The 24,189-nt window shown below is 52.0% G+C and carries 19 protein-coding genes; 2 read left to right on the forward strand and 17 right to left on the reverse strand.

Annotated elements, in window-relative coordinates:
* Positions 1-10: 10 nt before the first annotated feature.
* The 7 genes from QMG93_RS03315 to QMG93_RS03345 form a co-directional block, all read right to left on the reverse strand.
* Positions 11-1,837 (reverse strand): KamA family radical SAM protein, encoded by a 1,827-nt coding sequence (locus tag QMG93_RS03315; RefSeq protein ID WP_281933474.1) that lies wholly within the window; start codon positions 1,835-1,837, stop codon positions 11-13.
* Between the two features lie 36 nt (positions 1,838-1,873).
* Entirely contained in the window at positions 1,874-2,875 is a 1,002-nt protein-coding gene (locus QMG93_RS03320; RefSeq protein WP_281933476.1) for a hypothetical protein, read from the reverse strand.
* A gap of 21 nt (positions 2,876-2,896) precedes the next feature.
* Positions 2,897-4,426 carry a class I adenylate-forming enzyme family protein gene (locus QMG93_RS03325; RefSeq protein WP_281933477.1) on the reverse strand — a complete coding sequence of 510 codons (1,530 nt, stop codon included), beginning with the start codon at positions 4,424-4,426 and terminating at the stop codon, positions 2,897-2,899.
* A gap of 10 nt (positions 4,427-4,436) precedes the next feature.
* Entirely contained in the window at positions 4,437-4,670 is a 234-nt protein-coding gene (locus tag QMG93_RS03330; RefSeq protein ID WP_281933479.1) for a phosphopantetheine-binding protein, read from the reverse strand.
* Positions 4,671-4,728: 58 nt separating this feature from the next.
* Positions 4,729-6,006 (reverse strand): FAD-binding protein, encoded by a 1,278-nt coding sequence (locus QMG93_RS03335; protein WP_281933481.1) that lies wholly within the window; start codon positions 6,004-6,006, stop codon positions 4,729-4,731.
* A complete protein-coding gene (locus QMG93_RS03340; protein ID WP_281933483.1) occupies positions 6,003-6,821 on the reverse strand; it encodes an electron transfer flavoprotein subunit beta/FixA family protein in 819 nt (272 codons plus the stop codon). Before QMG93_RS03340 ends, QMG93_RS03335 begins: the two co-directional genes overlap by 4 nt.
* Positions 6,822-7,072: 251 nt before the next feature.
* Complete coding sequence (locus QMG93_RS03345) at positions 7,073-7,444, reverse strand: winged helix-turn-helix transcriptional regulator (RefSeq protein WP_281933486.1); 372 nt, start codon at positions 7,442-7,444, stop codon at positions 7,073-7,075.
* Between the two features lie 213 nt (positions 7,445-7,657).
* On the opposite strand from QMG93_RS03345, the gene QMG93_RS03350 reads away from it, so the two are divergent.
* The gene (locus QMG93_RS03350) at positions 7,658-8,020 is read left to right on the forward strand and encodes a DoxX family protein (protein WP_281933488.1); all 363 of its coding nucleotides are present in this window, start codon (positions 7,658-7,660) and stop codon (positions 8,018-8,020) included.
* A gap of 356 nt (positions 8,021-8,376) precedes the next feature.
* Here QMG93_RS03350 and QMG93_RS03355 read toward each other — a convergent pair whose 3' ends face one another.
* The 10 genes from QMG93_RS03355 to QMG93_RS03400 form a co-directional block, all read right to left on the reverse strand.
* Positions 8,377-11,403: a carbohydrate-binding protein gene (locus QMG93_RS03355; RefSeq protein ID WP_413789255.1), complete on the reverse strand. Its 3,027-nt coding sequence runs from the start codon at positions 11,401-11,403 to the stop codon at positions 8,377-8,379.
* A 326-nt stretch (positions 11,404-11,729) separates the two neighbouring features.
* Positions 11,730-13,136, reverse strand: coding sequence for an ABC transporter substrate-binding protein (locus tag QMG93_RS03360; RefSeq protein WP_281933490.1), 1,407 nt, complete (start codon positions 13,134-13,136; stop codon positions 11,730-11,732).
* A 119-nt stretch (positions 13,137-13,255) separates the two neighbouring features.
* Positions 13,256-14,128, reverse strand: coding sequence for a carbohydrate ABC transporter permease (locus QMG93_RS03365; RefSeq protein WP_281933492.1), 873 nt, complete (start codon positions 14,126-14,128; stop codon positions 13,256-13,258).
* Positions 14,129-14,130: 2 nt separating this feature from the next.
* Positions 14,131-14,997, reverse strand: coding sequence for a carbohydrate ABC transporter permease (locus QMG93_RS03370; protein WP_281933494.1), 867 nt, complete (start codon positions 14,995-14,997; stop codon positions 14,131-14,133).
* A gap of 95 nt (positions 14,998-15,092) precedes the next feature.
* Positions 15,093-16,418 carry a response regulator gene (locus tag QMG93_RS03375; RefSeq protein ID WP_281933496.1) on the reverse strand — a complete coding sequence of 442 codons (1,326 nt, stop codon included), beginning with the start codon at positions 16,416-16,418 and terminating at the stop codon, positions 15,093-15,095.
* Between the two features lie 19 nt (positions 16,419-16,437).
* The gene (locus QMG93_RS03380) at positions 16,438-18,240 is read right to left on the reverse strand and encodes a sensor histidine kinase (protein ID WP_281933498.1); all 1,803 of its coding nucleotides are present in this window, start codon (positions 18,238-18,240) and stop codon (positions 16,438-16,440) included.
* A gap of 194 nt (positions 18,241-18,434) precedes the next feature.
* Positions 18,435-19,736: a DUF4179 domain-containing protein gene (locus tag QMG93_RS03385; protein WP_281933500.1), complete on the reverse strand. Its 1,302-nt coding sequence runs from the start codon at positions 19,734-19,736 to the stop codon at positions 18,435-18,437.
* Positions 19,737-19,794: 58 nt separating this feature from the next.
* Positions 19,795-21,753: a M56 family metallopeptidase gene (locus QMG93_RS03390; protein ID WP_309299648.1), complete on the reverse strand. Its 1,959-nt coding sequence runs from the start codon at positions 21,751-21,753 to the stop codon at positions 19,795-19,797.
* Between the two features lie 6 nt (positions 21,754-21,759).
* Positions 21,760-22,179, reverse strand: coding sequence for a BlaI/MecI/CopY family transcriptional regulator (locus QMG93_RS03395; RefSeq protein ID WP_281933502.1), 420 nt, complete (start codon positions 22,177-22,179; stop codon positions 21,760-21,762).
* A 280-nt stretch (positions 22,180-22,459) separates the two neighbouring features.
* Entirely contained in the window at positions 22,460-22,639 is a 180-nt protein-coding gene (locus QMG93_RS03400; RefSeq protein ID WP_281933504.1) for a transposase zinc-binding domain-containing protein, read from the reverse strand.
* A gap of 237 nt (positions 22,640-22,876) precedes the next feature.
* Between QMG93_RS03400 and QMG93_RS03405 the strand changes: the two genes are divergently transcribed.
* Positions 22,877-24,130: an MDR family MFS transporter gene (locus QMG93_RS03405; RefSeq protein ID WP_281933506.1), complete on the forward strand. Its 1,254-nt coding sequence runs from the start codon at positions 22,877-22,879 to the stop codon at positions 24,128-24,130.
* The last annotated feature ends 59 nt before the right edge of the window (positions 24,131-24,189 follow it).

Genomic DNA, 24,189 nt, shown 5'->3' on the forward strand with positions numbered 1-24,189 from the left:
GGATCAGAAGTCAGAAATAATACCAGATGGTCTTGTAATCGTCCGGATTTTCCCCCAAGGCTTCCAATCGGCGCAGGAAATCGTATATCGGCGTATCCTTGTACACGTACGTATTGACCGGGGCCATATATTTTTCCCAAGGATAAAATTCGTAAATCCGGCTCCCGTCGTTCAAAATCATAATGATTTCATGGTCCTGCCAAGCGTTCAGCTCGTTCTTCCCGAGCGTAGGCACATTAAACACCGGTTTGTCGGTCCGCACCAGCCCCGGCATTAACCGCGCTTCCTCCTTCTGTTCCTGAAGCAGCCGGGCTACGGGCACCTTGAAGTCCGCCGTCTCCTCTTTTCCCTTCAGATTGAACAAATAGTAGGGCGAAATGCCGATCCCCTTCAGCGATTCCCGCAAAAAGCAGGTCTCGAACTTCCGGCAATTTTGCATGGTGAACACCTGCTGGTTATATACGTCGATGCCGATCGACTTGATGTTCCGCATCGCGTCCGCCATTTCTTGTGAAATCTCATACGGGTGCTGCACATGGGTGACCAGCGTAATCGTCTGCTCCGGAGGCCGGTGATACGTCCGAAGAATCGCCAGCAGCTCCTCGTCGAAGCGCATGGGCGCCGTGACAAGCGTCCGTGTGCCGATACGGATGCGCTTGATGTGCTTCATTTCCGCGAACGTCTGCAAAATGGACGCGATCTTGTCGTTGCTGACGGCCAGCGGGTCCCCGCCTGTAATGAGCACCTCGCTAATGCCCGGGTTCGCCCGGAACCACTCGTACGCTTCCGCCAAATTATGAATCGCCGGATCGGCTTTGCCGCAGGAATCCTCCGCCAGCTCCCAGTTTCTTTGGCAGTAGATGCAGATTTGCGGGCACCATAAGTAAGGCTTAACAATCGCGATCTGTGAATATCTTCTCGTCACAAAGTCGGTGGGCGAGGTATCCATCTCGTGCATGAAATCCAGCTCTTCCTTCGGGAGCAGCCTGGCTTCCAGCATTTTGTCCAGATAGATCCGGTTCGGAATGACCTGCGCCCGCAGACTCCGGTCGTGCCGATGCCGGTCCGCCTTGGGGTCGGGGTCCATCAAAGACAGGTAAAACGGTGTGATCTCGCAAGGAATCCCCTGCGCCATCGCCGCATCGATACACGCCTTCTCTTCGGCGGTCAGCTCGATGATTTCGCCGATTTTGCCGGCATCACGGAAGCGGTGCTTGAACTGCCAGCGGTAATTCGTCCAGTCCTGCTCCGTCGCTCCCAGCGCCTGCAAAATCCGCTGCCGATGTTCCTCCCTGCGCCGGACGACCTCGTCGTCCAGCCCGGTTTTATAACCGTTCTTGCGGATAAAACCGGCATACTGGTCCGCTTTCACATTGAGCAGCTCGGACCGGACGACGGCCGCCTCGCGCCCTTCCAGATGCATGAAAGCCGGAACCTCGCGCTTGCAAATGCCCGATTTCGAATAAATTCCCGAAAGGCCGATCACCCCCTTGAACAAATGCTTCATTTCCACAAGAAACGCATCCGTCACCTCGGGCCACTCCTGCCGCCGCCAATGCTCGGCAGCCAGCTTCCATAAAGTGTCCAGGCAGCTGTGCTTCGTCTTGTGTTCGTTGCTTTCCGAAATAATGCTTTTGAATACTGTGATGCAGTCCCGGGTATTTTTCTTTTCCAACGGATGCAGCGGGCAGTCGGCGCGCCGCACCTTGTCCTCGCATTCGTTCAAGTAGCCGAACATCCGGCTGCGGGCGTCGGATAACGTCTCGCTGTCGACGAGCAATCGCAGAATATCCGGATTGGCGTCCAGCAGCTCGGAAATTTTCTCATGAGTAGCCATAAGCAGCCTCCGCCCCATAACGTGAATTGGCCACGCTTAGCTCAGCAATTGCTCCTCCACCTGCTCGGCGAGCCGCAGCGCTTTTTCCTCCGGGTCCTCGACGCGCTTCAGCGCCTCTTCCCGGGTAATGATGCCCTGCCGCACCAGCAAGCTCATTTCAAAATCGTACGGATGAAAACGATGAACCTGCTTGTGCTTGACGATCCCCAGCGAATTCAACCGACAATTCGTCGAATTCGGATCGACGTCCTCCGGCTTGGTCCATCCCAGCTCCCGGATCGTACGGTAAATTTCGTCCTCCTGGTACCCGATAATCGGGAAAGCATTGATCGTATAAGGAAACGGGTTCGTTCTGTACTCGTCCTTATCCAGCATGAGAACCGTATACACGTCGTCCCCCACGCGCTCCGCGAGCGGCTTGAACAAATTTCTCCGCAGCTCGTACGGAATTTTGTTGTCCTGAAACATAATTTCGTTCTCGGATTGGATCAACTGCCCCGGGCTGTTGCCCAGCATGACCATCGGAATTCCTTTTTCGATGGCGACCCGCAAACACATGTTCGTCACGATGCGGATGCATGAAATGCAGATACCGCTGCCGAACTGCGTCAGATGGGTCGGGTAAACCTCGGGCGCCGAGCTCTGCAAAAAAATTTGCTTCATCAGATCGTACCGGGGCCGGATAATCGTATGATCCACATTCAGGCGGTTCAGCACCTTGCGCATGTTTACAAACGAAGCTTCCGACATAAAGCCGTTGTCGAGTGTCACAGCGAGCATGCGAAGCCCGTACTTTTCCTTGAGCGTATGAATCAGGAACGTGCTGTCCTTTCCTCCGCTGTAGGCAACCAGCGCATCGTACTTCCGGTTCTGCGCCTTGCATTCGCGAATCATTTCATCCAGCTTCGCCTGAAGCTTGGGGAGCGACGTAACGGGCTGTTTCCCGCTCTGCTTGCTGCAAAAGGAGCAGACGCCTTCGGAATCGAACGTGATTCCGGGGTAGGTTTCGGGCATCACGCATAAGGTGCACCGTTTCACGGTTGGGTTCCCCTTTCTGAATTAGCTTAATTCGGATCGGTTAATTTTGAGATTAGCGGTCTTCGGCAACGGCTCGCGAAAATGGACGGTGCCGGGAATCATGTAATAGGGCAGAACGGATTTGCAGTAGCGGATGACCTCCTTCTCAGTCAACGCAAGCCCCTCTTCCGTGACGACCAGCGCCTTCAAGCTGCCGCCTTTATCCGGATCGTGCCTGCTGATCACCGCAGCTTCAATCACGCCGGGCATCTGGCACAAGCGCTCCTCCACTTCCTCCGGACTGAACCGGAAGCCTTGCGATTTCAGCATTTTGTCCTTGCGTCCGACAAAGTACAGGTAGCCTTCCTCGTCCAGCTTTCCGAGGTCGCCTGTATACAGCGCTCCGCCCCGAAACACTTCGTTCGTCTTCGCCTGATCGTTCCAGTAGCCCGGAGACACGAACGCGCCCCAGTGCACGATTTCGCCGAGCTCGCCCGGACCGCACAAGCGGCCGTCCTCGTCTTCGACGGTAATGTCCACGCCGGGCAAAGGCTTGCCCACCGACGGGATTTTGCGTTCGAACTCTTCGGGAAGCAGGCACGTGGAACGAAAAGCCTCCGTCATGCCGTACATCATATAAAATTTCGTCTGCCTCAGCAGAGCCTTTAATTTCATTAGCTCGTCATGGGGAAAAGGTTCGCCGATAATCGAGATGTATCTGAGGTGAGGGTATTGGTGCTTCGCCAATGGAGAGTGTTTTTGGAGGAGCATCCTCCAAAGCGACGGTACGCCGTGGAAGCCGGTAATCTGCTCGCGAAGCATCGTTTCCACGATATCATGAGGAAAAAGGGATTCTTGCAAAACTAAGGTTCCGCCTACATACAGCATGGTGAACAATTGACTGAGCGCACCGTCGAACGAAAACGGGGTCACGCTGATCAGCCGGTCGGTGTGCCGGTTTTCCAAAACCTGAGCGGAGGTGACCGTCGCCTCGCTAAAAATCCGATGCGTCACCACGATGCCCTTCGGCTTTCCGGTGGAGCCGGAGGTGTATAGGATCGCTGCCGGATCGTCTGCATGCACTTCTACCTGAAGGCTGCCTGCAAAATCCGCACACTGTAAAATGTCTTCCAGCGCATAATCATGTTCATATTCCGACCGGTCTCTGCGCTGCGCCTGCGCCTGAGATAATCTTACGAGCAGCTCGATGCTGCTTTCTTCCAGACCGGCTTGGTTCAGAACGCCGATTCTGCTGTCATGAACGAACAGCGCCCGCATCCCGCAATCCATGACGATATGGCGAAGCTGCTCGCTTTTGACATGCGGATTGATATGGACGAAGATCGCCCCCATCTTCATCGCCGCCAGGATGACGATAATTTCTTCGAGGCATTTGGCTGAAAAGATGCCCAGCCGGTCGCCTTTGCGAATGCCTTGAGAGAGCAGAAATCGCGCGAGCCGGGTCGAAGCCTCGTCGGCTTCCCGAAAGGTCAATCGCCTGTGCTTCTCAATAAATGCTTCCTTCTGCGGATCGTTTGCCGCAGCCTTGGACAACATGTCAGGAATCAGCATACGGCTACCTTCATGCCCTTAACCGTTCGACCAGCGACACGACACCGTTCATCGTTCCGAGGCTTTCCATGTTCACGTCATCCTCGGAAATGGTCACACGAAACGTATCTTCCAGAAAAGAAATCAGATCTAGCACATCCAGCGAGGTTAGCAAGCCTGCTTCGAACAGATTCAGCGAAGGATCGGTTACAGGCTCGTGGGTCAGCTCGCGAATATAAACGGAAATTTGTTCTCGTACCGTCATCGGTCTGCGCCTCCCGTACTTTTCCATTTTCCATAAAGGTACAATCAGGTCTGCTTCGTTACATCATCGTTTGCTGCTTCTCCGCCTTCAACGTCTCCATAAATGCCGGGATCACTTCCAACAGATCGCCTACGATCCCATACGTGGCGAGATCGAAAATCGGTGCATTCGGATCGGAATTAATCGCAACGATCGTTTCCGCCTCCTCCATCCCCACCGTATGCTGGAGCGCCCCGGAAATCCCGCAGGCAAAATAGACGCGGGGCTTCACAATGCTTCCGGTTTGGCCGATCTGATGGGAAGGATGCATCCAGCCCAGATCCACAGCGGCCCGGGTAGCTCCCACGCTGGCCCCTATCGCTCCGGCGAATTCGTAGATAAGCGGCAGGTTCTCGGCCTTCTTGATCCCCCGCCCCACCGCAACAATTGTATCGGCCTGCAGCAGATTGGCGGGGTCCGCCCGCCCCTTCACGATTTCCAAAATTTCAAGCACCGTCTTGGACACGCGAATCTGCGAGCTCATATCCCTCACAATGCCGCTGGGTGCGTTTACTTTCGAGGCCGGCCGGAATACGTGCTCCTTGATCGTCGCCATTTGCGGTCTTTGGTGCGGAATGACGATTTTCGCGACGATGCTTCCTCCGTAAGCGGGCCTCGTGACAACCAGGTTGCCCGTGTCCTGATCGAGTGACAGGCTGATGCAGTCGGCGCACAATCCCGTGTTCAGCCGTGCGGCAACTCTCGGGAAGATCGAACGGCCGCGCCGGGTGCCGCTTCCGAGCACGATGGCCGGCTTCAGCTCGGCCAGCAGCTCGCTCATGCAGCGGGCTTCCGCGTCCTCCGCATAGGGCTGAAGATTCGGGCTGTCGACCAGCCATACCTCATCAACGCCCAGCTCCAGCAGCTCGCCGGTTAAATGGCCTACCTCGCTGCCGAGGAGGACAGCCGATACGGGCAGCCCCGTTCCTTCGGTCAACTGCCTCGCAGCCCCGATCACCTCCGCCACCGAAGGAACGAGCGCTCCGTCCATGTGCTCCGCATAGACACAAATGCCGCTAAATGACGACGCTTCGTTACTTTTAACGATACGCTTAGCGTCCGGTTCATCCGGTATGGACCAGTCGACCATGGAATCTCCGGGCATAAAATCATCCGGCAAGGAATCGTCGACAATCGCATCCGCCGGGCATACCGGCACGCAGGAGCCGCATACGACGCACCGGTCGTGGTCGACATGCGCCTGACCTTCCGCCAAGCTCAACGCTTCAAATGGACAAAGCTGCACACAGGTTCCGCATCCGATGCAATTTGATGGAAGAATGCGAATTTGGCTCATGTGAAAACTCCTGTTCCTTTGTCGTCGCAGGCCCCGATTTTGGACAAAATGCGGGCTGCGCATTGCCGATTGTCCGCATAGCGGACGATTTCTCCGTTAACCGTCCTCTCCTTTCCGGCCGGGTGGTATACGCCGACGACCCGGGTAGGCGATCCGCTTAGACCGACTCGTCCCGGCTCAATCCCCAGATCATCCGGGCCCCAAACCGTAATTTGCGCGGTCTTTGCCTTCATGAGGCCCACAACCGAAGGAATCCGCGGTTGGTTGATATGCTTGCGGATGCACAGGAGCGCCGGCAAAGGCAGCTTGATCGTGACTTCGCGGTCCTCCAGCTCCCGTTTGACCACCATTTCCCGGTCGTCATGCGCAGAGCAGATTTCGCTTACGTTTGCCACATGCACGATGCCGAGCTGCTCGGCCAAGCTCGGGCCGACTTGGCCGGTCTCTCCGTCGAGCGACTGCTCGCCGGTCAGTACAAGCTGGAAGCCGCCCAGTTTGCGAATTCCTGCCGCCAGCGTATACGAAGTGGCCAACGTATCCGCCCCGGCAAATTCCCGGCCCGACAGCAGGACGATCCGATCGACGCCCAAAGCGGCGATGTCGCGAAGCTGCTCTTGGCATTTTTCCGGTCCCATCGACAGGCACGTCACGGTCCCTCCGTACCGGTCCTTCCATTTCAGCGCTTCTTCCACGGCATAGTAATCGTTCGCGTTGTTGACCAACCGGCTCGCTTCCCGGCTTGCACCGTCCGTTTCTTTGCTTTCGTCCGCCATCTCCTGCAGCATCACTTGTTTGACGCAGACTGCAATGTTCACCGAAAGCCTCCTTCCCGAATGCTACAATGATCAGGGCCCGTAATTCATATTATTATCTACTTTGGGTAATTTTGGTAGTGATTATTTTCACAATCTTTGTTAACATTCTGCAAACGAATCGAATCGCCTGACCGGCAAGGTGACAAATTTTAGACTGACCCTGAGAAATGGGAAAGCGGTAGCTTGGAACACGAAAATGAAGTTCCAGACTACCGCTGCTTTATTCAACTAACGTTACCCGTTCACGTATACTATTTATCCATTGCATCACTTCTATGCGGTTCCACGGAATGATTCGGACCGTATAACTCATTTAAATGCTCGATATGAGCTACTCCCCAATCATTTAACGCCTGCAAAATGGTTGCCATCCCTTTACCGTATTCTGTGATGGAGTATTCCACCTTGGGGGGAATTTGGCGATAGATCTCACGATGAACAATATCGTGATACTCCAACTCCCGTAATTGCTGGGTCAGCATTTTTTTGGTTATCTCCGGTATCGCTTTTTGAAGCTCGCTAAATCTCATGGTTCCGTTTGAAAAAAGGCGAAGCAGAATAACCGGCTTCCATTTCCCGACAAGGATCTCCAACGCCGTCTCGAATTTACAAAAGGTAGACATGAATATACCCTCCCCTTCTCTGCTGGCCTTAGGTTTCTTTTTGTATACTACGTTTATTTTAAGTAACTACTTCCTAAAGCGATTGCTATAGATTATTATGCACCTAGAGCTCAATAGACACAAGAGGAGGCGATTGAAGAGAAAGCAGTATGGATTAACGTTAGCTAGGCTGGGATATTAATAGATGAAAATGACAAGGAGTTGGCGTAATTCATGAATGTCGTTTTATGGATCGTACAAGGGATATTAGCATTAGGATTTATTTACTCCGGTTGGTTGAAGGCGTTTCAGTATGAAGTAGCGAAAACGTCCTGGACATGGGTAAGTGATGTTCCCAAAGATCTCGTTTTCTTTATTGGTTTAGTGGAATTGCTTGGAGCAATAGGTTTAATTTTGCCTCAAGCTACAAAAATCGTCCCTGTTTTGGCGCCGATTGCTGCGGCGGGACTTGCCGCAATCGTGCTTTTCGGTGCCGTATTCCATATTATGCGAGGCGAATATAGGGAAATTGTCGTGAACATCATTTTCTTAGCGTTTGCCCTATTTGTTGTGATTGGCCGTTTAAAGTGGATGTAGTCGTAATTCGATAAGCCCGGATTAGAATGACTCGAAAATCGAAAGCAGCGGCAGCCTTGGACTGGAAAAATACGTCCTGGATTGCCGCTGCTTTATTAAGCTGACTCGTCTTCGTTCGTTAAGAAATCGCACAACACCGAATCCATTTCGGCTATCATCATGTTAATTGAGAAGGAGGGAGCCTTTACTTTTCCAAATAACATCTCCCCCCTAGTATACAACCGTCATTTGTGCCGTTCTCGGGAAACAGAAATTCCAAGAAAAGAACTTTATTTTCCCACATCAGACTGCACCGTTTGCCAACGGAAAAAACAGACCTTCGCCTGCATACGTACGGCAAAGGTCTGTTTTCAGGTTTACGGGTTGACTGTAACCCTAAAGGTGGAAGTCGTGTTCTTGATGTTTGTTGTGCCGGGCCCCATATTGAGGAACTTTAGATTGTTGAATACGGCGGAACCTACGGCCGGTCCTCCTTCGATTTCGTTGGCCCAGATGCCGAAGCCCGACTTGGCGTCATACGCGTCCCCGCTCTTGCGAACGCCCGAAATCGTCACATTGGAAAAGACCGTGTCCGTGACGGGATTTTCAGGGGAAGCACCGTTGTACTTCGTCTGGAACATGATTCCGTGGTAGGTCGGATCGACGATATCCATATCGCGTATGCGGATGCCCCGGAACTCTTTCGAGGCCGAGAACAGCCAGATCGCAGGGAACGTTTGATTTCCCCAGAAGTGCCCGCCCGTGCGGACCAGCGATATGTTTTCGAGGGTCGTTTGCGGCGAAGCGCCGAAGCCCCGGAACGGGTAGCCAAAATCGAGGGAGCTGAGCGTCACGCCGGAATAAACGAGCGTATCTGCGATATGGATGTTACGGAACGTATTGCCGGTGCCTCCGTATACCGCGAGGCCTGCTGCGCGCCAGGTGAGCAGCGAGGTTAAATTTTCGAATACGTTGCCCGCATTGTCATCCGGCGCTCCCGCATCGATGGCGTTGAATAAAGCGAAGCTGTCGTCTCCCGTTCCGCGGGCCTCGACATTGCTGACGAGATTGTTCGTGCTGCCGTTCGTAAAATTGATACCATCCGCGAATACGTTGCGGATTCGGGAGTTTTTGATCACCGTGCGGTCGACATTTTGCCCCCAGAACATGCAAATCTGGTGCTCTACCCAAACGTTGTCAATCGTCATGTCAGAGACGTTCGTGAAGCCGAATACTTTCCCCGGTCCGTCGATCCGCGCAACATAGTTGCCGAAATACGCAAAGTTCGCAAAGGTGGAGCCGTTGGAGCCGGCGCCTGCATAAAAGCCGATATCGGTGTTCGTCTGATTCGCCGGAGCCACGAACCTCGTATACCAGGGGCCGGCGCCGGTAATCTTCACCGGTTTGCCGTAGACCTGGAATTTCGAGCCCGTTTCGTAGGTTCCCGCAGGGAGATATACGCCGACGAGCTTGCCGGTTGGGTCCATACGCACCCGATCCAACGCATTCTGGACGGCTTGGTGCGACGTGTTGGCCGGCGTGACATATTTGGCCGGGTCGGGATTGGCAATGGGCGATACTTGCTCCAAGCTGACAAAATCAATGGCGTATGTCGTTGTGTTGGCGGGGTCTTTTTGCAGCTTGATGGTGCTTCCTTTGGGAATCGTTTGATCGAACATCATATTCGCTTCGTCGTAGATATGCCTTGGAGCACCCGCGCCAGGGGAATTGTCCGGCGAGGTTTCGCTGCCGTAAAGCCACATATACCTGGAAGTCAGGTCGATCGATTTGGTATACGTGCCATTGACGTAAATATTGAGCGTGGAATTGATTCCGCCGCCGCCGGGAGCGTCGGGAATAGAAAAGCGCATCACCAGCGTATTCGTGTCGGCTTTCGTCGTGAACTGCACGAAGCTGCCCGTCGTATTCAGGGTAACCGCCTTCCGTCCTGAAGCTTCGCCGGCCAAATCGCCAACATTGCGGTTCGGACCTACGATAGCCGCCCCGCCGCCGATCACGCCATCCTCCGCTTCATAAATATCGTAAGGCATGTTTGCGCCTCTTGTCGGGATCGGAGTCGTCGGATTGGAAAACTTAACCCAATTCAGATTGAACAGGTTGGAGCCGCCCGTAAACTTGAGATACAGGTCGTGCACCCCGCTGATGGGATTGATTCCGCATGATTTCGTGATCCATGTCTGCCATCCGCCCGTGCCCGGCAAGACGCACGTACCGGCGAGCGTCCCTGTGAGGCCGTCCAGCCGGACCTCGATCGTTCCACCTCCGGTATTGCTCGCTGCTCTGGCTTCGAAAATCGATGCTCCGCTTCCAAAGTCGATATTTTTATAGACGACGTAATCCCCTTCATCGATATGACCGATACTCAATCCCCCTTCGCTGGAGCTTTCGGTCTCCACGCCGGATTGACTGTCATAGCTTTCAGCCTCGATGGTGGCAAAAGCGGACCTTGGCTCCGATCCGGTTCCTTCGGCGATCTGAAGCTGATCCAGGTTCACATTGCCCGAATCGCCGAGATCATACTTGTACGTTATCGTATTGCTGCCGGCGTTTAAATTCACGCTCTCCGACTTGGTCGACCAGGTGTCCCAGTTCGCCAAGGAAGGCAGTGCCGTTTGCTTGATTTTCGTTCCATTGACGTACAGACTGAGCGAGCGGTCTCCTCCCATGGCGTTGGCATATCGCAAAATGGCGTTGTATTTGCCTGCGGAGCTTACGTTTATCGTGAACTGCGTCGCTGCTCCTTGATTCCCGTAGCCGTCGACAAATCCCGTCCCCGTATAGCCGGCATGATCGGTGTTGACTTTGGCTCCGCCCGATAATTGGGCCGACTCCGCTTCATAGGTGCCCGGCGGTGGCGGTGTCGTTTGGCCGTATACTTCCAGCTCGGATACTTGTGCCGCCGGCCAGCCCGTATTGGCGGTAAAATGCAGCTTCACGTATCTTACGCCCGCGTTCGCGAAGGAGATCGTTACGGTGTTTCCACCGGCGGGATCGAACGAATAAGCGGCAGAAGCGGCTAACGTGCTGTAGTTGACATCGTCCGTACTGCCCGTGACGGACAAGGTTTGGGAGCGCTTCTCCCAGGCGGGCGGCAGACGGAGAACGACTTTGTTGATCGTGCTGACGGCGCCGAGATCGACACGCAGCCACTGCGGAAAAGCGTTGTTCGCGCTTTCCCAATAGCTCGACGAATTGCCGTCGTTCGCATTCGCCGCACGATAGACATCGACGGAGCTGCTTGCGGTAATCGGTTTACCTGCTGCCAAATTCGTTGCGGCTTCAGCCTTCTCAGTAACCCATCCGAACTGGGTAAGCACCAAACAAAAAACGAGTATCCACACAGGAACAAACGTTCTTACTTTTAAGTGAAACGCCATATTCATAACCCTGCCTCCTTGTTCAATATCCAGAACCAGCTTGCTCGGCCTCTGCTTCAATGCGCTTTATCGCCTCCCCTCAACGATTTCATGCTTAGCTTACCGTCTGTCCGCACCTCCCCTCCCCTTGGATACACAGCAGACAGGCTGTACAAGATGCAAGGAAGAAGCGGCTGTGCTGATTACCATTCTAATATTTCGCGCCTTCGTTTCAAGGTTGCATGTTATGAAGATCAGGCGCAATATTACGGACCTCGCGCGCCCGGCAGCCGCAGGCTAAAGCAAAAAAGGCTGACCGGATATCCCGGCCAACCTCATCATCTAGCGGCTTACTACTCCACCTTGATCGAGTTGTAATATTTTTCCTGAACTAGCTTCGCCGCCGCATCCAGCACCGTTTTCGGGTCGGCGTCTTTGCGCGAAAAGACATCCTGCACGACACTTGTTATGGTCGCGTAGTAATCCTGCGTATTGAACTGCGCTTCCGGCTTCCCGTCGAGGTACTTCGTGATGTCGGGCGAGTACGGATAGACGTTATCGTATTTGTCGTAGACGGCCTTCACTTTTTTGCCGTAAGCGGAGTCGGAAGTGAAATAATCGATCACCGGAGGCACGAAATATTTGTCGTCCTTTTTCCGCTGTTGGATGCTCGCTTCGATGGAAGCCAGCCCTTTGTCCGAGAAATAGTCGAACGTTGCGTAACGGAATGCCGCCTCTTGCTCCTCTTGCGTCGCTTTCGGATTGATGACAAGATAGTCGCCGCCGAGCACGCCGGTATGCTTGCCACCCTTGGCCGCAGCCGGCATCGGGTAAAAGAGCACGTCGGCAGGCTTCATGCCGCCCTGGTTGAGCGCCTGATCGATCGGACCGTCCGGTCCGGCGATCACCATGGCCGTCCGGCTCTGGGCAAAAGCTCCGACAGCGTCGCCCCAACCGAGCGCCCAGTCCTTCGGAATCGCTTTCGCCTCCCAAGCCAGGCTTCGGTAAAATTGCAGCGCTCTCACACCCGCCTCGGAATGAAAGAGCGCCGTGACCTTGCCGTTCTCCACCTTCTGGATGTCTCCTCCCGCTTCAAACAGGAAATTGGTCCAGTTCCATCCGGCTTCGTTCCCCTTCCCCATGGGAGCAATGCCGGAGATGCCCTTGGCAGGATCGGCTGCCGCCTTGGCCGTGTTGTACATATCGTCCCACGTCCAATCGAGCGGCGGTACCGCGATCTTTTTATCCTCCAGCATCTTTTTGTTGACGATGGTCCCGGTCACATAGCCTTGCTGGGCGATCCCGTAAATTTTGCCGCCGATGCCGAATTGCTGCTGCAAAATCGGGTTCATCTGATCTTTGAACTCATATGCGTCGAATAGGCCCGTAAGGTCGGCCGCCCAGCCTTTTTCCGCCAAAAACTTACCCTCCGTCGCATACGTATTGAACAGGGTCGGCGCTTCGTTGGCGCCCATCTTGATGCCGATCTGGTTCGGATCGTAGTGCCAGTCGCTTTTTACGATTTCCACGTCCGGATACTTCTCCGTAAACCGTCGGATTTTATCGTCCTCCAGCGCCCGCTTTTCCACAAGATCGGGCGTCGGATAGTAGACGCTTATGGTAATTTTTCCCTTGCCGGACGAAGCTAAATTGTTCCCGCCGTCGGTGGCCGGACTTGCGTCCGGGCTGCATGCAGTGAGCATGAAACCTAGCATAAAGAGTGACATCGGCGATGCCAGTAGTGCGTTGCGCTCGCGCATTGGAATTCCCCTTTCCAACTGTTGGATGTGTATCTAATCTCCATCTTAATCGGACCCTTCCTCCGAAACGAGGCGTGTTCCTATCCGGATGATGCGCAGGTTTACGATAAAGTCGCCTGCTACCCTTTAACGCCTCCCAACTGCACGCCGCGCAAAATAAACTTTTGGAACAGGAGAAATACGACGACCGGCGGAAGCATCACCATGAACAAGATCGCAAACTTCAGGTTTAAATTCATTCTGCGGGCTTGCAGGACATACTTGTAGATGGCTGTCGCCAGAGGATACCCGTTGTCGCTGTGCATCACGATCGACGGCCAGAACCAATCGTTCCACACCGCGGAAAAAATAAAGATCGATAACGTCGCAAAAATCGGCACGGACAAAGGAAAGGCAATCCGGAAAAAGCACTTTCCGTCGGACGCGCCGTCCATTCTCGCCGCTTCGAAGATTTCCGGGTGGAGGCCGCCGAAGAAGTTTTTCAGCAGCAGCAAGTAAAAAGCGTTGGCCGCAGCAGGCATCCAGAACGCCGCAAATTGATTCAGCAGCCCGAGCTCCTTCAAATTCATAAAATTCGGAATAATATAGGTCGTCGGCGGGATAAAGAGCGTAATCCAGAAAAAGGCGCCGATCTGCTTCCGGTAAGGCACGTTCAAGTGCGCCAAGCTGAATGCCGCCAACCCCAGCACGGCGACCGTCACGATTAAGTTGCCCGCGAAAATAATAAACGTATTGCGAAGGAACAACAGCAGATGGATATAATTCCAGCCTTGCCCGAAATTTTCGAAATGCCATTCCGAAGGGAAAAACCGGGGCGGAAACGAGTTCATCTCCGTATTGGGCCGGACCCCGTTAAAAAACGTAATGAGAATCGGATAGATCATGGTGCAGACCATGACGAGGATCACCGCGATCATGATCGCATAGCCGATCCGGGTGGAGCCCTGCCGCAAATCGTGGCTCGAAAGAATGCCGCGTTCGTGCTTGTTCATGCTCAAGCCCCCTCCTTGCCGGTAAGCTTGGATTGAACCAGAGCCAATCCGCCCAGCACGAAAAACATCAGCACGCCCAAGGCGGACGCCGCGCCGTAATCCTGGCTCGTAAACGCATACTTCACGATAAGCAGAACATAGGTGAGCGTCGTTTTGTTCGGACCGCCGTCAAGCATCGCATACTGGGATTGATAACCCTGCGAGGTCGAGATGATTTGCAGAATTAATAAAAGCAAGATCAAGCTTTTGATCGAAGGAAGCGTAATGTATCGAATCCGCTGCCAGACGCCGGCCCCGTCGATTTCCGCCGCCTCGTACCAATCCCGGGGAATGCTGAGCAAGCCGGCCAAATAAATCAGCAGCGCGCCACCGAACTGCTGCCAGGTTTCCATAAAGACCAGCGAGGCCATGGACCAGCTCGGATCGGTCATAAACGAAATCGGCTCGAAGCCCAGCTTGCTCAGCACCGCATTGATCGGGCCGACCGGGTCAAAAATCCATCGCCACAGCCCGTACAAGACGACCACAGGAAGCACATTCGGCAAATAAGCGGCGATGCGGACGAACCCTTGGAACCTCCTCAGCTCGGAAATGGCGATCGCAAAGACGATCGGCACCCAGAAGCCGATGACAAGACCGAGAAACATATAATATATCGTATTCTTCACCGCGCGCCCGATATCAGGATCGCGAAGCACTTTGACATAATTGTCGAAACCGACAAAAGCGTTGCCTTTCATAAAATCAACGTGGTACAGGCTGTAGACGAAGCCTTTGACAATCGGCGTCCATAAGAACAAACCGAAAATAACGGCAGCCGGCAAAATAAACAAATAACCCCACAGATGTCTTTTCGCGACTAGATACACAGCGGATTTCCCTCATTTCTCACAGGTCTTGCCCACATTGTAAGAAGACGAAAGGAAATTGAACATGTGCGATCCTATCGGGATCATTGGCGATTTTACTTTTTCAATTCGCTCGGACTGACGCCGTAATATTTTTTAAATATTTTGCTGAAATGCTCCGGCGATTCGTACCCTACTCTATCGGCGATTTCGTAACGGCGCATATCCGTGCTTGTGATGAGCCTCCGGCTTTCTTCCATTCGCAATTTCACGACATAATCCCAAAGGTTGTAGCCTGTTTTTTTCTTGAACAAATAGCTCAAGTAATTCGGACTCACGTGACTTTGCTGAGCGACCTCCTGAAGCGTAAGCCCCTTTTGCCCAAAGTGCTGATGAATATATTGCTTGGCCGTGTCCACAATTTGATTGTGATGTACGACCATTTCCTCCTCAGTCGCCTCATGGGAAGCCGGATTCCAGCTAAAATCGCCGTAATAAAACACGTAATGATCCTGATGCTCCCGGTGAAAGCGGATCGCTTTCCGCGCCTGCTCGTTCAAAGCGCCCAGAAACTCGATTCCTTTCATAATCTGACTTATGCCAACCACGCATTGCAGCGACAAATACTTCCGCACATTCGCATGCAGCGATCTGCCAATCATGTCGAGTTGGTTGATTTTGTTGATGCTCTTATCTCCGTAGGCTTCGTCGTCCCATTGCAGAATGATCGAAATCTCGTGATCGGGCGAATAAAAAGCGACATGATTCCACTGGCTGTCAAGCAGCTCGCTCGCAATGTTCAATACGGCATACTGCAATAAGGCGAGATCCTTTTCGGGGAATCGAGTCCCTTCTTGGGAGGGTGGAACAACCGGCTTGATTTTAAGGACGGCAAAATATGGCCCTTGCAAGGAGGCCATCGGCACAAGCCGCTCAGCCGAAGCGCAGGCTGAATCGGGGTCGGCCAGCAGCCGGTTCAGCGCCTCCGTTTTCGCCCGGTCGGGCTCCTCCATCCGGAACCGGTCGCTCAGCTCGGCGATAAATTCATCGTGGGCTGCAGCCGCCGCTTTGTCCATTTTGAGCAGTACATTGCGCACGGTATCCAGAAAATGGCTGCTGTTCAGCGGCTTGATCAAGTAATCCTTGGCTCCCAATCTCATCGCCAATTGCGCATACTGAAACGTCTCGTAAGCGGAAACGACGATCGATTGCACCGACGGCTTGGCCATTTTCGCTTGATGCATCAGTTCGATCCCGCTCATTTCGCCCATCTGGATGTCCGTGATCAGCAGGTCCACTTCTTCCATGCGGATATAGTCCATCGCTTCGTAGCCGCTTTGCGCAATAAAGAGCTGATCGATATTTAATCCCGAAGAAGCCAATAGCTGGCTTAAACCTTGGCAAATCAGCGGTTCGTCGTCCACAAGCAAAATATTGTACATTCCAGGCCACCTCGTCAGTTTATTGTCCGGCTAGAACGGCTTCGCACTTGGGCAAAGTGATCGTGGCGACCGTTCCGTGCGGTTGATTTCTCGTATAGTCGAGCCCGTAAGCAGCGCCGAAATGCAGCCGGACCCGCTGATGAATGTTGCGTATGCCGTAGCCCATGGACGGATCCGGCTGCTCCTCGTGCAGCGATCGGCGGATCGCGGCAAGATCCGCTTCCCGAAAGCCGTTATCTTCCACGCGGACTACCACCTTGCCGTCGCCCAGCTGCTCGGCGGATATGACGATTTCCCCGTCTTCCCCCATATTTTTCACGCCGTGGATAATCGCATTTTCAATTAAGGGCTGGAGCGTAATCTTCGGGATCAGCAGCGGACGCACGTCCTCCATGATCTTCCATTTCACGCGAAACTTATGCTCGTATCTCCGCTGCTGCAGGCTGATATAGGCGGCGGCGTGCTCCATCTCTTCACCGATCGTAATCAGCTCTCTGCCCCTGCTTAACCCGATTTTCATCAGCTTGGACAATTCCTTGATCATCTCGGCGGATTCGCCCTTGCCTTCCAGTGTGCTTTTCCAATAAATGCTCTCCAGCGTGTTATACAGCAAGTGAGGGTTGATTTGCTGGTACAAAATTTGCAGCTGCGCTTCCTTCTGCTTAATTTCGTGCTGATACTTGTCTTTCACGAGATGATTCAGCCGATCGGCCATGTCATAGACGGAGGAAATCAGCACGCCGAGCTCGTCGTTTCTCCTGCGCGCGGCCGTTTTCCGCACCGGTTTGCCCGGAACGTAGCTCCTTATAACATGAACCAGCTTCTGCATCGGATTCATTAACGATCTCCAGAAATACATCACGACGATAAACGCCAGCATCGAATAAACGACGGAAATTAGCTGAATGACCCGTTTCAGCTCGTTTTGCTGCTGAAGCAAGGAGTGGATCGGAATGCGGTAAACCAGCTTTTGCTGGAGCAAATAGCTGTAGTTGACGACGTAAATATAATCCGAGTGCACGGTGTCCAAAATGCCTTCCATGGCTGTCACCTTGGCGGCGGGCGGAAGCGGCAGCGTGCTTCCCGCGCCTTTCGTCGTTGAGGCAAGAATCCGGTCGGACCAGTCGGTTAAATAAATTTCTCCGTCCGGCAATTGGACGCTGCGAAAATCGTTTTCGATCATCCGTTCAAGCTTGGTCACCACCAATACGCCGATCACGCCGTTTCCATGCGAGATATTGTTCACGGCACGGACGTAACTTAGCGTTCCTTGGTCGGACGACGGATCGAAATGATCGATAATTTTCAGCTCGCCCTTGCCTTGCTTTTGAAGCGCTTCCCGAAACCATTCCGGCTGATTCCGATCCGAAACGAAAAAAACGCCTGCTTGCGCGGCCTGCCTGACTTTCGGAGCAAACGAATAATCGTCGTTGGGATCATTGACGTACAAGGAGAAAGCTACGGCTCCGCCGCCGTCTCCCCCGATCGAGTAGCTTTTGAGCAGCTTGTCCAATGCTTCGTATTTGCCGACCCGCGTCAAAACCGTGTCCGTACCGTCCGGAAGCATCTGCTGCGTAAGCGGATTTTGGATAATCGTCATGGTGATGCGATTGATCGAATCCATGTCCCGATTGAGCAGACTCAGATTCTGCTTGTTTAATTCCAGATAGGCGTTCGTCACGTTCCGCTTCAAAATTTGCTCGGCCTTCATATTTCCGTACCATTGCAGCATAAAAACAGGGCTAACCATGAGTAAAAACAGCAAAATCAGCTGGTAATTCACGCTCATTCTGGTCAATGGATTTGCCGGAATGCTCCGCATGCGCCGGATCACCTCGTTCCATACAAACTCCCGCCGTCATTCACGTTCCCCCTTTATGTATGTCCATGCCGAATAAGGATAATTTTAACATATCACTCCCCTAATGCAACTGCATCATGGCAGAAACCTCCGGTTTTTTTGAATGTAAAAAAAGAACAAAAATAAGCTGCCCCGCAATCGGGACAGCCAATGGATTAAGGCTTGAGAGGGAGCGTTATTTCCAGCTCCGGGTCATACTTCGGCTCGGTGTTTTCGAAGACGGTTGTTACGAACGTTACATCCGATTGAGGATCGATGATAGGGTAGACCTCAACATACGAGTTGGTTTTCCTATCAACCAGTCTTCTTTGTCCATACAGTTTCTGTCCAGCTTCGTCTTCAATAAATAAATCCATATAATATGGGTGAGGACCTTCCGTTTGAAAACGAACCTCGGTTTTATCGCTGCCATAGCTGATATCCGTAATTTTCACCAATCCCGACGTACTTCTTTTCAATACAATAGGCTTCTCGGCTGTCGGTTTATACTCTACTTTCGCCTTGTGAAACACTGGTAAATTATATTCCGATTCTTCTCGGGTAAAGTCAATCTTGATCGATTCGGGAACCGTCTGGAAAGGACTGAATGAATCAATAGATTCTAAGGAATATCCGGTTTCCGTAGGTTCGAACTTGATCCAGCCTGCTCCTCCCGACAGGTACTTCGTTCCTTTCTCATCTTCTATTCTCATGTGATTTTGATAAAAACCGCTATCCAAATGCTTCGGAAAGCTAATCTCAGACCTGACCGCCGTCATGTTCGGGGTCATCGCTATCTCCTTGACCGTGTACGTGAATTCACCCGACTTCTTTATGATCATCGGCTTAAGCACCTTGGTTTCTTTATAAACGGATTTCTTGACAGGAATCGTCAGTTCCCACGGCTCCGGCATACTGTTCGGCGAAGTTAGGTACAGAGAACGATAATCCTGGAACTTCATCTCAAACTCATCGGGAAACCGGCCGGCATTGGTCCAGGTTACGCTATGCATCGTGGTTTGTTTGTCAATCGGCTCGGACCGGTGGCGAATAGAACTTCCGATCTCCTTGCCGTCGAGCATAATTATCGGGTTTGTCGCAGTAGGTTCTTGACCATGATGCTCCACATAACCGACAGACAATCGCGCATCATCGAACAAGATTTCCTTCACGGTAATCTTAACGCCGTTTTTAGTAACGCTTTGATTGATCTGGGACACCGTCCCGTTTTTAACGGCTTGTTTCAGCTCGCAGTCCATGGAATGATGAAATGGAGACACCTTTCCATTCTCGCCAAGAAGATCCTGCTCACGTTCGAAGAAACACTGAAACGGGTACACCGAGGCGGAAGCTTCTGCTGCCACGGCTGTGGGCGTAACGGACGAGACCCCAAATGAGGTAAAAGCGATCAGTGCAGCCGCAGAAATTGCGACCAAACGGCATACTTTATTTTTCATCGCATTGAATACAGGTATCATTTACAACAATCCTTTCCCGACGGGTTTGTTTGATGGCAACTCATTCCTTCTCTTCTCCTTAAGCGGAATGTTTATCGTCTGCATATCGTTTATACATATCTGCATTCGGCTGTTTCATAGAGGATACTATCGTTATGATTTCTTGATCCGTTACGCTGCCCGTTACTTGAAATTGATACTGGACTCCTTGATCTTCCCAAATATAGTACCGCTTTTCGCTTTGACCCGAGACAGCCTCAGTCACCTTCATCGCATACTGTTCCTTCATCTGCAGCGACGTTAAGCTTACCGACCATTCGCCGCTTTTATTCGCTGATTGTTCAATCTGTTTGTATACCGTTTTCAAGTCGTCGCCGCCATGAATGGCGAAAAACTCCAAATTCCCGGAAACGGTCTCTCCTTTGCGCTGAACGAAGCGTATTGCCGCTTCGGTACGCTTACTTCCATTAACTTCTTTCGTATTAACATTGACCTGCTCAAAGCGATACCCTGCAGGCATTGCATCCGGAACTTTAAATTGGAAGCCGACGTCTTTAACTGCTTTCTCCAAACGGTTTGCCTTCGGATCGGGGAGAGCGGCTTGTTCTTCCTTGACGGTTGCCGCTACACTTTCTGCATGCGGTTCCGGTTGTTCCGGGTTGTCGGCCAAGCTTGGCGATGGAACGGCATTTCCTTCCTTAACGGCTTCTGCCGCGCTTTCGGCATGCGGGCCGGCTTCAGTCAGCTTCGCCTTAACCTCCTCACGACGGCTTTCCGCAGGCAAAGCTTCAGGGATCTTCCATTCCATAGCATCTGCAGCCTGCACCGCATTTTCCCGGTTGTCGGTCAAATCCGGCGATGGAGCGGCATTGACTTCTTGGAAGGTTCCTACCGCGCCTTCGGCATATTTTTTCGGCGCTTCCGGCTCTGCTGCATTCGTTAGCGACATGACGCTCATGACGGCGACGCATAAAACGGCAATGGTTGAAAACTTATACGTCCCTTTCTTGAACGATTTGATCATCGTAATTCTCCTTATCACCAGATTCCGATTGTTTGATCCATTGAAATAAAGCAGGCTCGGCTGATCGCGGTTCGCAGAATAGAGCTTCAAAAACTCAACAATCGTCATCCCGTACGGTATGGCCTCGTCTTCTCCAAGAACCTCCAATGCATAGGCATCGCAGGCCAGCTCTCTGTCTGCTTTCATTTTCGCGATGAAGATCCAGATGAAAGGATTCATCCAGTGAATCGCCAAAACGAAGCTGCCGATCGTATTCCAGGCAATATCTTTTCTTTTGTAATGAGCCAGTTCATGCGAGAAAAGATGGTTAAGCTGGGCATCGTTCAGTTGGCTCCCCAGCGCTTCGGGAATATAAATCCATGGAGCAATGATTCCGGAAATATAAGGGCTTTTCATTTCGTATCCCGAATACAGCGGAATTGCCTGTTTAATGCCGAATTTTCTCCTGCAATCGTTCATAACGGACAGGATACGAGGATCTGTTACCATCTGGAACGCCTTGCGTTTGCTACTAAGCTTCCACATATAAAACAACAAGTAAAGAAGGATGGCGACCGCGACTGCAAGCCATACGATCGAAATGATTTGTAAAGCCGGCGGGTGTGTATTTACAGAAGACGGTGCCGCGGTTTCAGTTTCTTGAGGTAATGGAGCTATCGGAAACGGAGCATGGCTCTGGAGCGGCAAGTTGTTCTCATTCTGAACAGGAAGCTGTTTCTCCCGGTGTTGTTGTGATAACCATGTGGGCGATTCAATTTCTTCCAAATTTTGCGTTTCCGAAGCCGCCTTTTCTGTGCTTGATGCAAATGGCAAAGCGTTAAACAAGCTTACAGGACTGTTGGGAAAATCGGGCAGAAGAAGCCGTATCAGCACAATCAGCCACAGCGCATGCCGCATTCGCGGGCTCATATGCCGGCGGAACAACGCTTGAATCGCCATAACCAGCAGCCCGACGACGCTTGCCGCCAATGTCGCGTAACAAAACCATAAAAAAATGCCGCTCACCATATTCATGTGCGATTACCTCTTTATCTGATCTTCATCTGATCCTCGTTCCTTGGTCTTTCTCTCTTTTTTCTCTGTCAAAAGCTTATGAAGCTTATCGATCTCTTGCTGCGACAAGTCGGTTTCCTCCAAAAAGTTCGTCACCATAATATCGGCCGCACCGTTAAACACCCTTTTGAGAAACGATTGACTTTCGGCCCGAATGCATTCCTTCTCTAACAATAAAGGAAAATACAAATAGCTTCTTCCCGATTTTTCAAATCCGATCGCCTTTTTTTTCAAAAGCCTGTTAATGAACGTCCGCACCGTCTGATCGCTCCACTCAATCCCGGCGGGCAGCCGGAGAACGATTTGCTCCGCGGTCAAAGGGCTTTGCTTCCATATAACCTTCATAATTTCCCATTCGGCTTCCGATATTTTCGGAACGTTGCTCATGCTTCTTCTCTCCTCCCAATTGAACTATTACGTTTGTAATTTTTCCTTGCGAATTTAATATTACACTTGTAACAGTTAATTGTCAATTTATTCCCTTATAAGAAAAACCATCCGAAAAAATCGCCGGACGCTCCTTTTTGTGCTGCTCGCATTTTGGACAGACCATAGGATCTTTTCTTGTGTCCTCCTTGATCTTCTCACTCCATGTTCTACGTCTCATCACCCGTTTCGCTTTCACAATCCATCTCCGTGCTTCGCGGAGCTATAAATTCTTCTACGGTCACGGTTTTACGTTGACGTGGCGATGTTTCACTTGGAATACCTCTTCCGCCAGTACACGGCTCCATTCCTCTGTTTCCCCGCAGGAGCATGTAGTACAGAACCGTCCCTTACAGCGATAGGGCACCACTTTCATCTCCTGGCACCCTTTGCATACCAGCAGCTTGAATCCCTCCCTCAAAACTTATACTTTCTTTTATGGCAAAAAAGACGCTCCCGATGGAAGCGTCTTTTACATTTCAGAACAAGTGTTCGATTTTTGAAGCAGTTAAAATAAAAATCTGCGAATTCGATTTTCATTATTATTAGTATAAACCATTCGTAATTATAAGTCTATACTTTTTCTGGATATCGTTCTATAGTTTGTATACCCGGCCGGGAAACCTAACAAGTTTCGTTGTGGAAAGGAAAAGGTCTTGTGCATATCCGTTTATGGAATCCCAATTTGAAAGTCCGGTTAATCGGCGAAGGGCTGTTTAACCTGCTATTTTGGATGTACTTTCCATTTATCACTGTCTATTTTGGCACGGCATTAGGCAGCCATATTGCAGGCATTTTGATGGCCATCCCTCCGATATTCAGCATCATGGGAAGCCTGCTCGGAGGAGCTTTGGCCGACCGGTTAGGACGGCGTCCCGTGATGCTGCTAGGCGCTTCGCTTCAGACGGTGATGTTTGCCTTATTCGCGATGTCGTCGTCCCATTGGATGGATTATATCGCGTTTATCGGCATTGGGCTGGGTGGAGCCATATACAGGCCTGCAAGCTCCGCTATGGTGGCCGATCTGGTGCCCGCGCACGAACGTCGCCAGCTCTTCGCAACGTTCGTGACGGCGAATAACATTGGTGCCGTGCTCGGACCTGCGCTGGGAGCGATCTTCTTCTTCCATTACCGGCAAGAGCTGCTGTGGACCTGCGCCTTGGTCCTGCTGCTGTATTTCATCGCAATGTATATCGTAGTCCATGAAACGTTGCCGCATTCGGCGAAAAGCAGCCCGGAAAGCTCCGTCCCGATTACCCGCGTTTTCAAGGATCAACTGAAGGGATATGGCATTATTTTTCGGGACAAAGTGTTCCTGGTTTACATTTTGGCAGGTATCTTTGCCCTGATCCCCATTATGCAATTGGATCTGTATTTGGCCGTATACGTGATCAATGAGGTCCCTGCCCAGCCTCTGTTCACATGGAAGGATGATTCCCTTTTGCTGTCGAGTACGGAGATCTTTGGCTGGGTGCTGGGGCTAAACGGTCTTTTGTTTGTCCTGTTTGTACTTCCTGTGACAAAATGGTTCCGCCATTGGAAAGAGCGAAATGTGTTCATTCTGTCGTCGCTGTTGTCCGGAGTAGGCACATTCGCCCTCGGACTGGGCACTAATATATGGTTTTTGTTTTTCATAACGATCATCTTCACCTTTGGTGAAATTGTACGCTCTCCGGTCACCCAGAGCTTTATTAGCGACTATGCCCCCGATCATGCAAGAGGACAGTACATGGCAGCCGACAGCTTGCAGGCGACGATCGGGAGATTTCTGGCGCCGATGACGGTTTTCCTGTCCAGCTGGGTGCCGCCTATGGGAATATTCAGTATCATTTTGGTGGTTGCATGCGTCAGTATCGCGCTATATATTCAGCTATTTCGAATGCATGTGGAGCAGCCGGAGGCAGCGGATTGATACAGCGGGACGTTCAATCCAAAAAAAACAGACCTTCGCTCTCAGGCAAAGGTCTGTTT

Source organism: Paenibacillus tyrphae, assembly GCF_027925525.1.
GTDB classification, from domain to species: Bacteria; Bacillota; Bacilli; order Paenibacillales; family NBRC-103111; genus Paenibacillus_G; species Paenibacillus_G tyrfis_B.

Coding starts and splice junctions, on each gene's coding strand:
- QMG93_RS03380 (WP_281933498.1), bottom strand. CDS start 18,240: ATGCGGAGCATTCCGGCAAATCCATTGACCAGAATGAGCGTGAATTAC.
- QMG93_RS03330 (WP_281933479.1), bottom strand. CDS start 4,670: ATGACGGTACGAGAACAAATTTCCGTTTATATTCGCGAGCTGACCCAC.
- QMG93_RS03345 (WP_281933486.1), bottom strand. CDS start 7,444: ATGTCTACCTTTTGTAAATTCGAGACGGCGTTGGAGATCCTTGTCGGG.
- QMG93_RS03385 (WP_281933500.1), bottom strand. CDS start 19,736: ATGATACCTGTATTCAATGCGATGAAAAATAAAGTATGCCGTTTGGTC.
- QMG93_RS03350 (WP_281933488.1), top strand. CDS start 7,658: ATGAATGTCGTTTTATGGATCGTACAAGGGATATTAGCATTAGGATTT.
- QMG93_RS03315 (WP_281933474.1), bottom strand. CDS start 1,837: ATGGCTACTCATGAGAAAATTTCCGAGCTGCTGGACGCCAATCCGGAT.
- QMG93_RS03375 (WP_281933496.1), bottom strand. CDS start 16,418: ATGTACAATATTTTGCTTGTGGACGACGAACCGCTGATTTGCCAAGGT.
- QMG93_RS03325 (WP_281933477.1), bottom strand. CDS start 4,426: ATGCTGATTCCTGACATGTTGTCCAAGGCTGCGGCAAACGATCCGCAG.
- QMG93_RS03335 (WP_281933481.1), bottom strand. CDS start 6,006: ATGAGCCAAATTCGCATTCTTCCATCAAATTGCATCGGATGCGGAACC.
- QMG93_RS03390 (WP_309299648.1), bottom strand. CDS start 21,753: ATGAATATGGTGAGCGGCATTTTTTTATGGTTTTGTTACGCGACATTG.
- QMG93_RS03395 (WP_281933502.1), bottom strand. CDS start 22,179: ATGAGCAACGTTCCGAAAATATCGGAAGCCGAATGGGAAATTATGAAG.
- QMG93_RS03360 (WP_281933490.1), bottom strand. CDS start 13,136: ATGCGCGAGCGCAACGCACTACTGGCATCGCCGATGTCACTCTTTATG.
- QMG93_RS03365 (WP_281933492.1), bottom strand. CDS start 14,128: ATGAACAAGCACGAACGCGGCATTCTTTCGAGCCACGATTTGCGGCAG.
- QMG93_RS03355 (WP_413789255.1), bottom strand. CDS start 11,403: ATGAATATGGCGTTTCACTTAAAAGTAAGAACGTTTGTTCCTGTGTGG.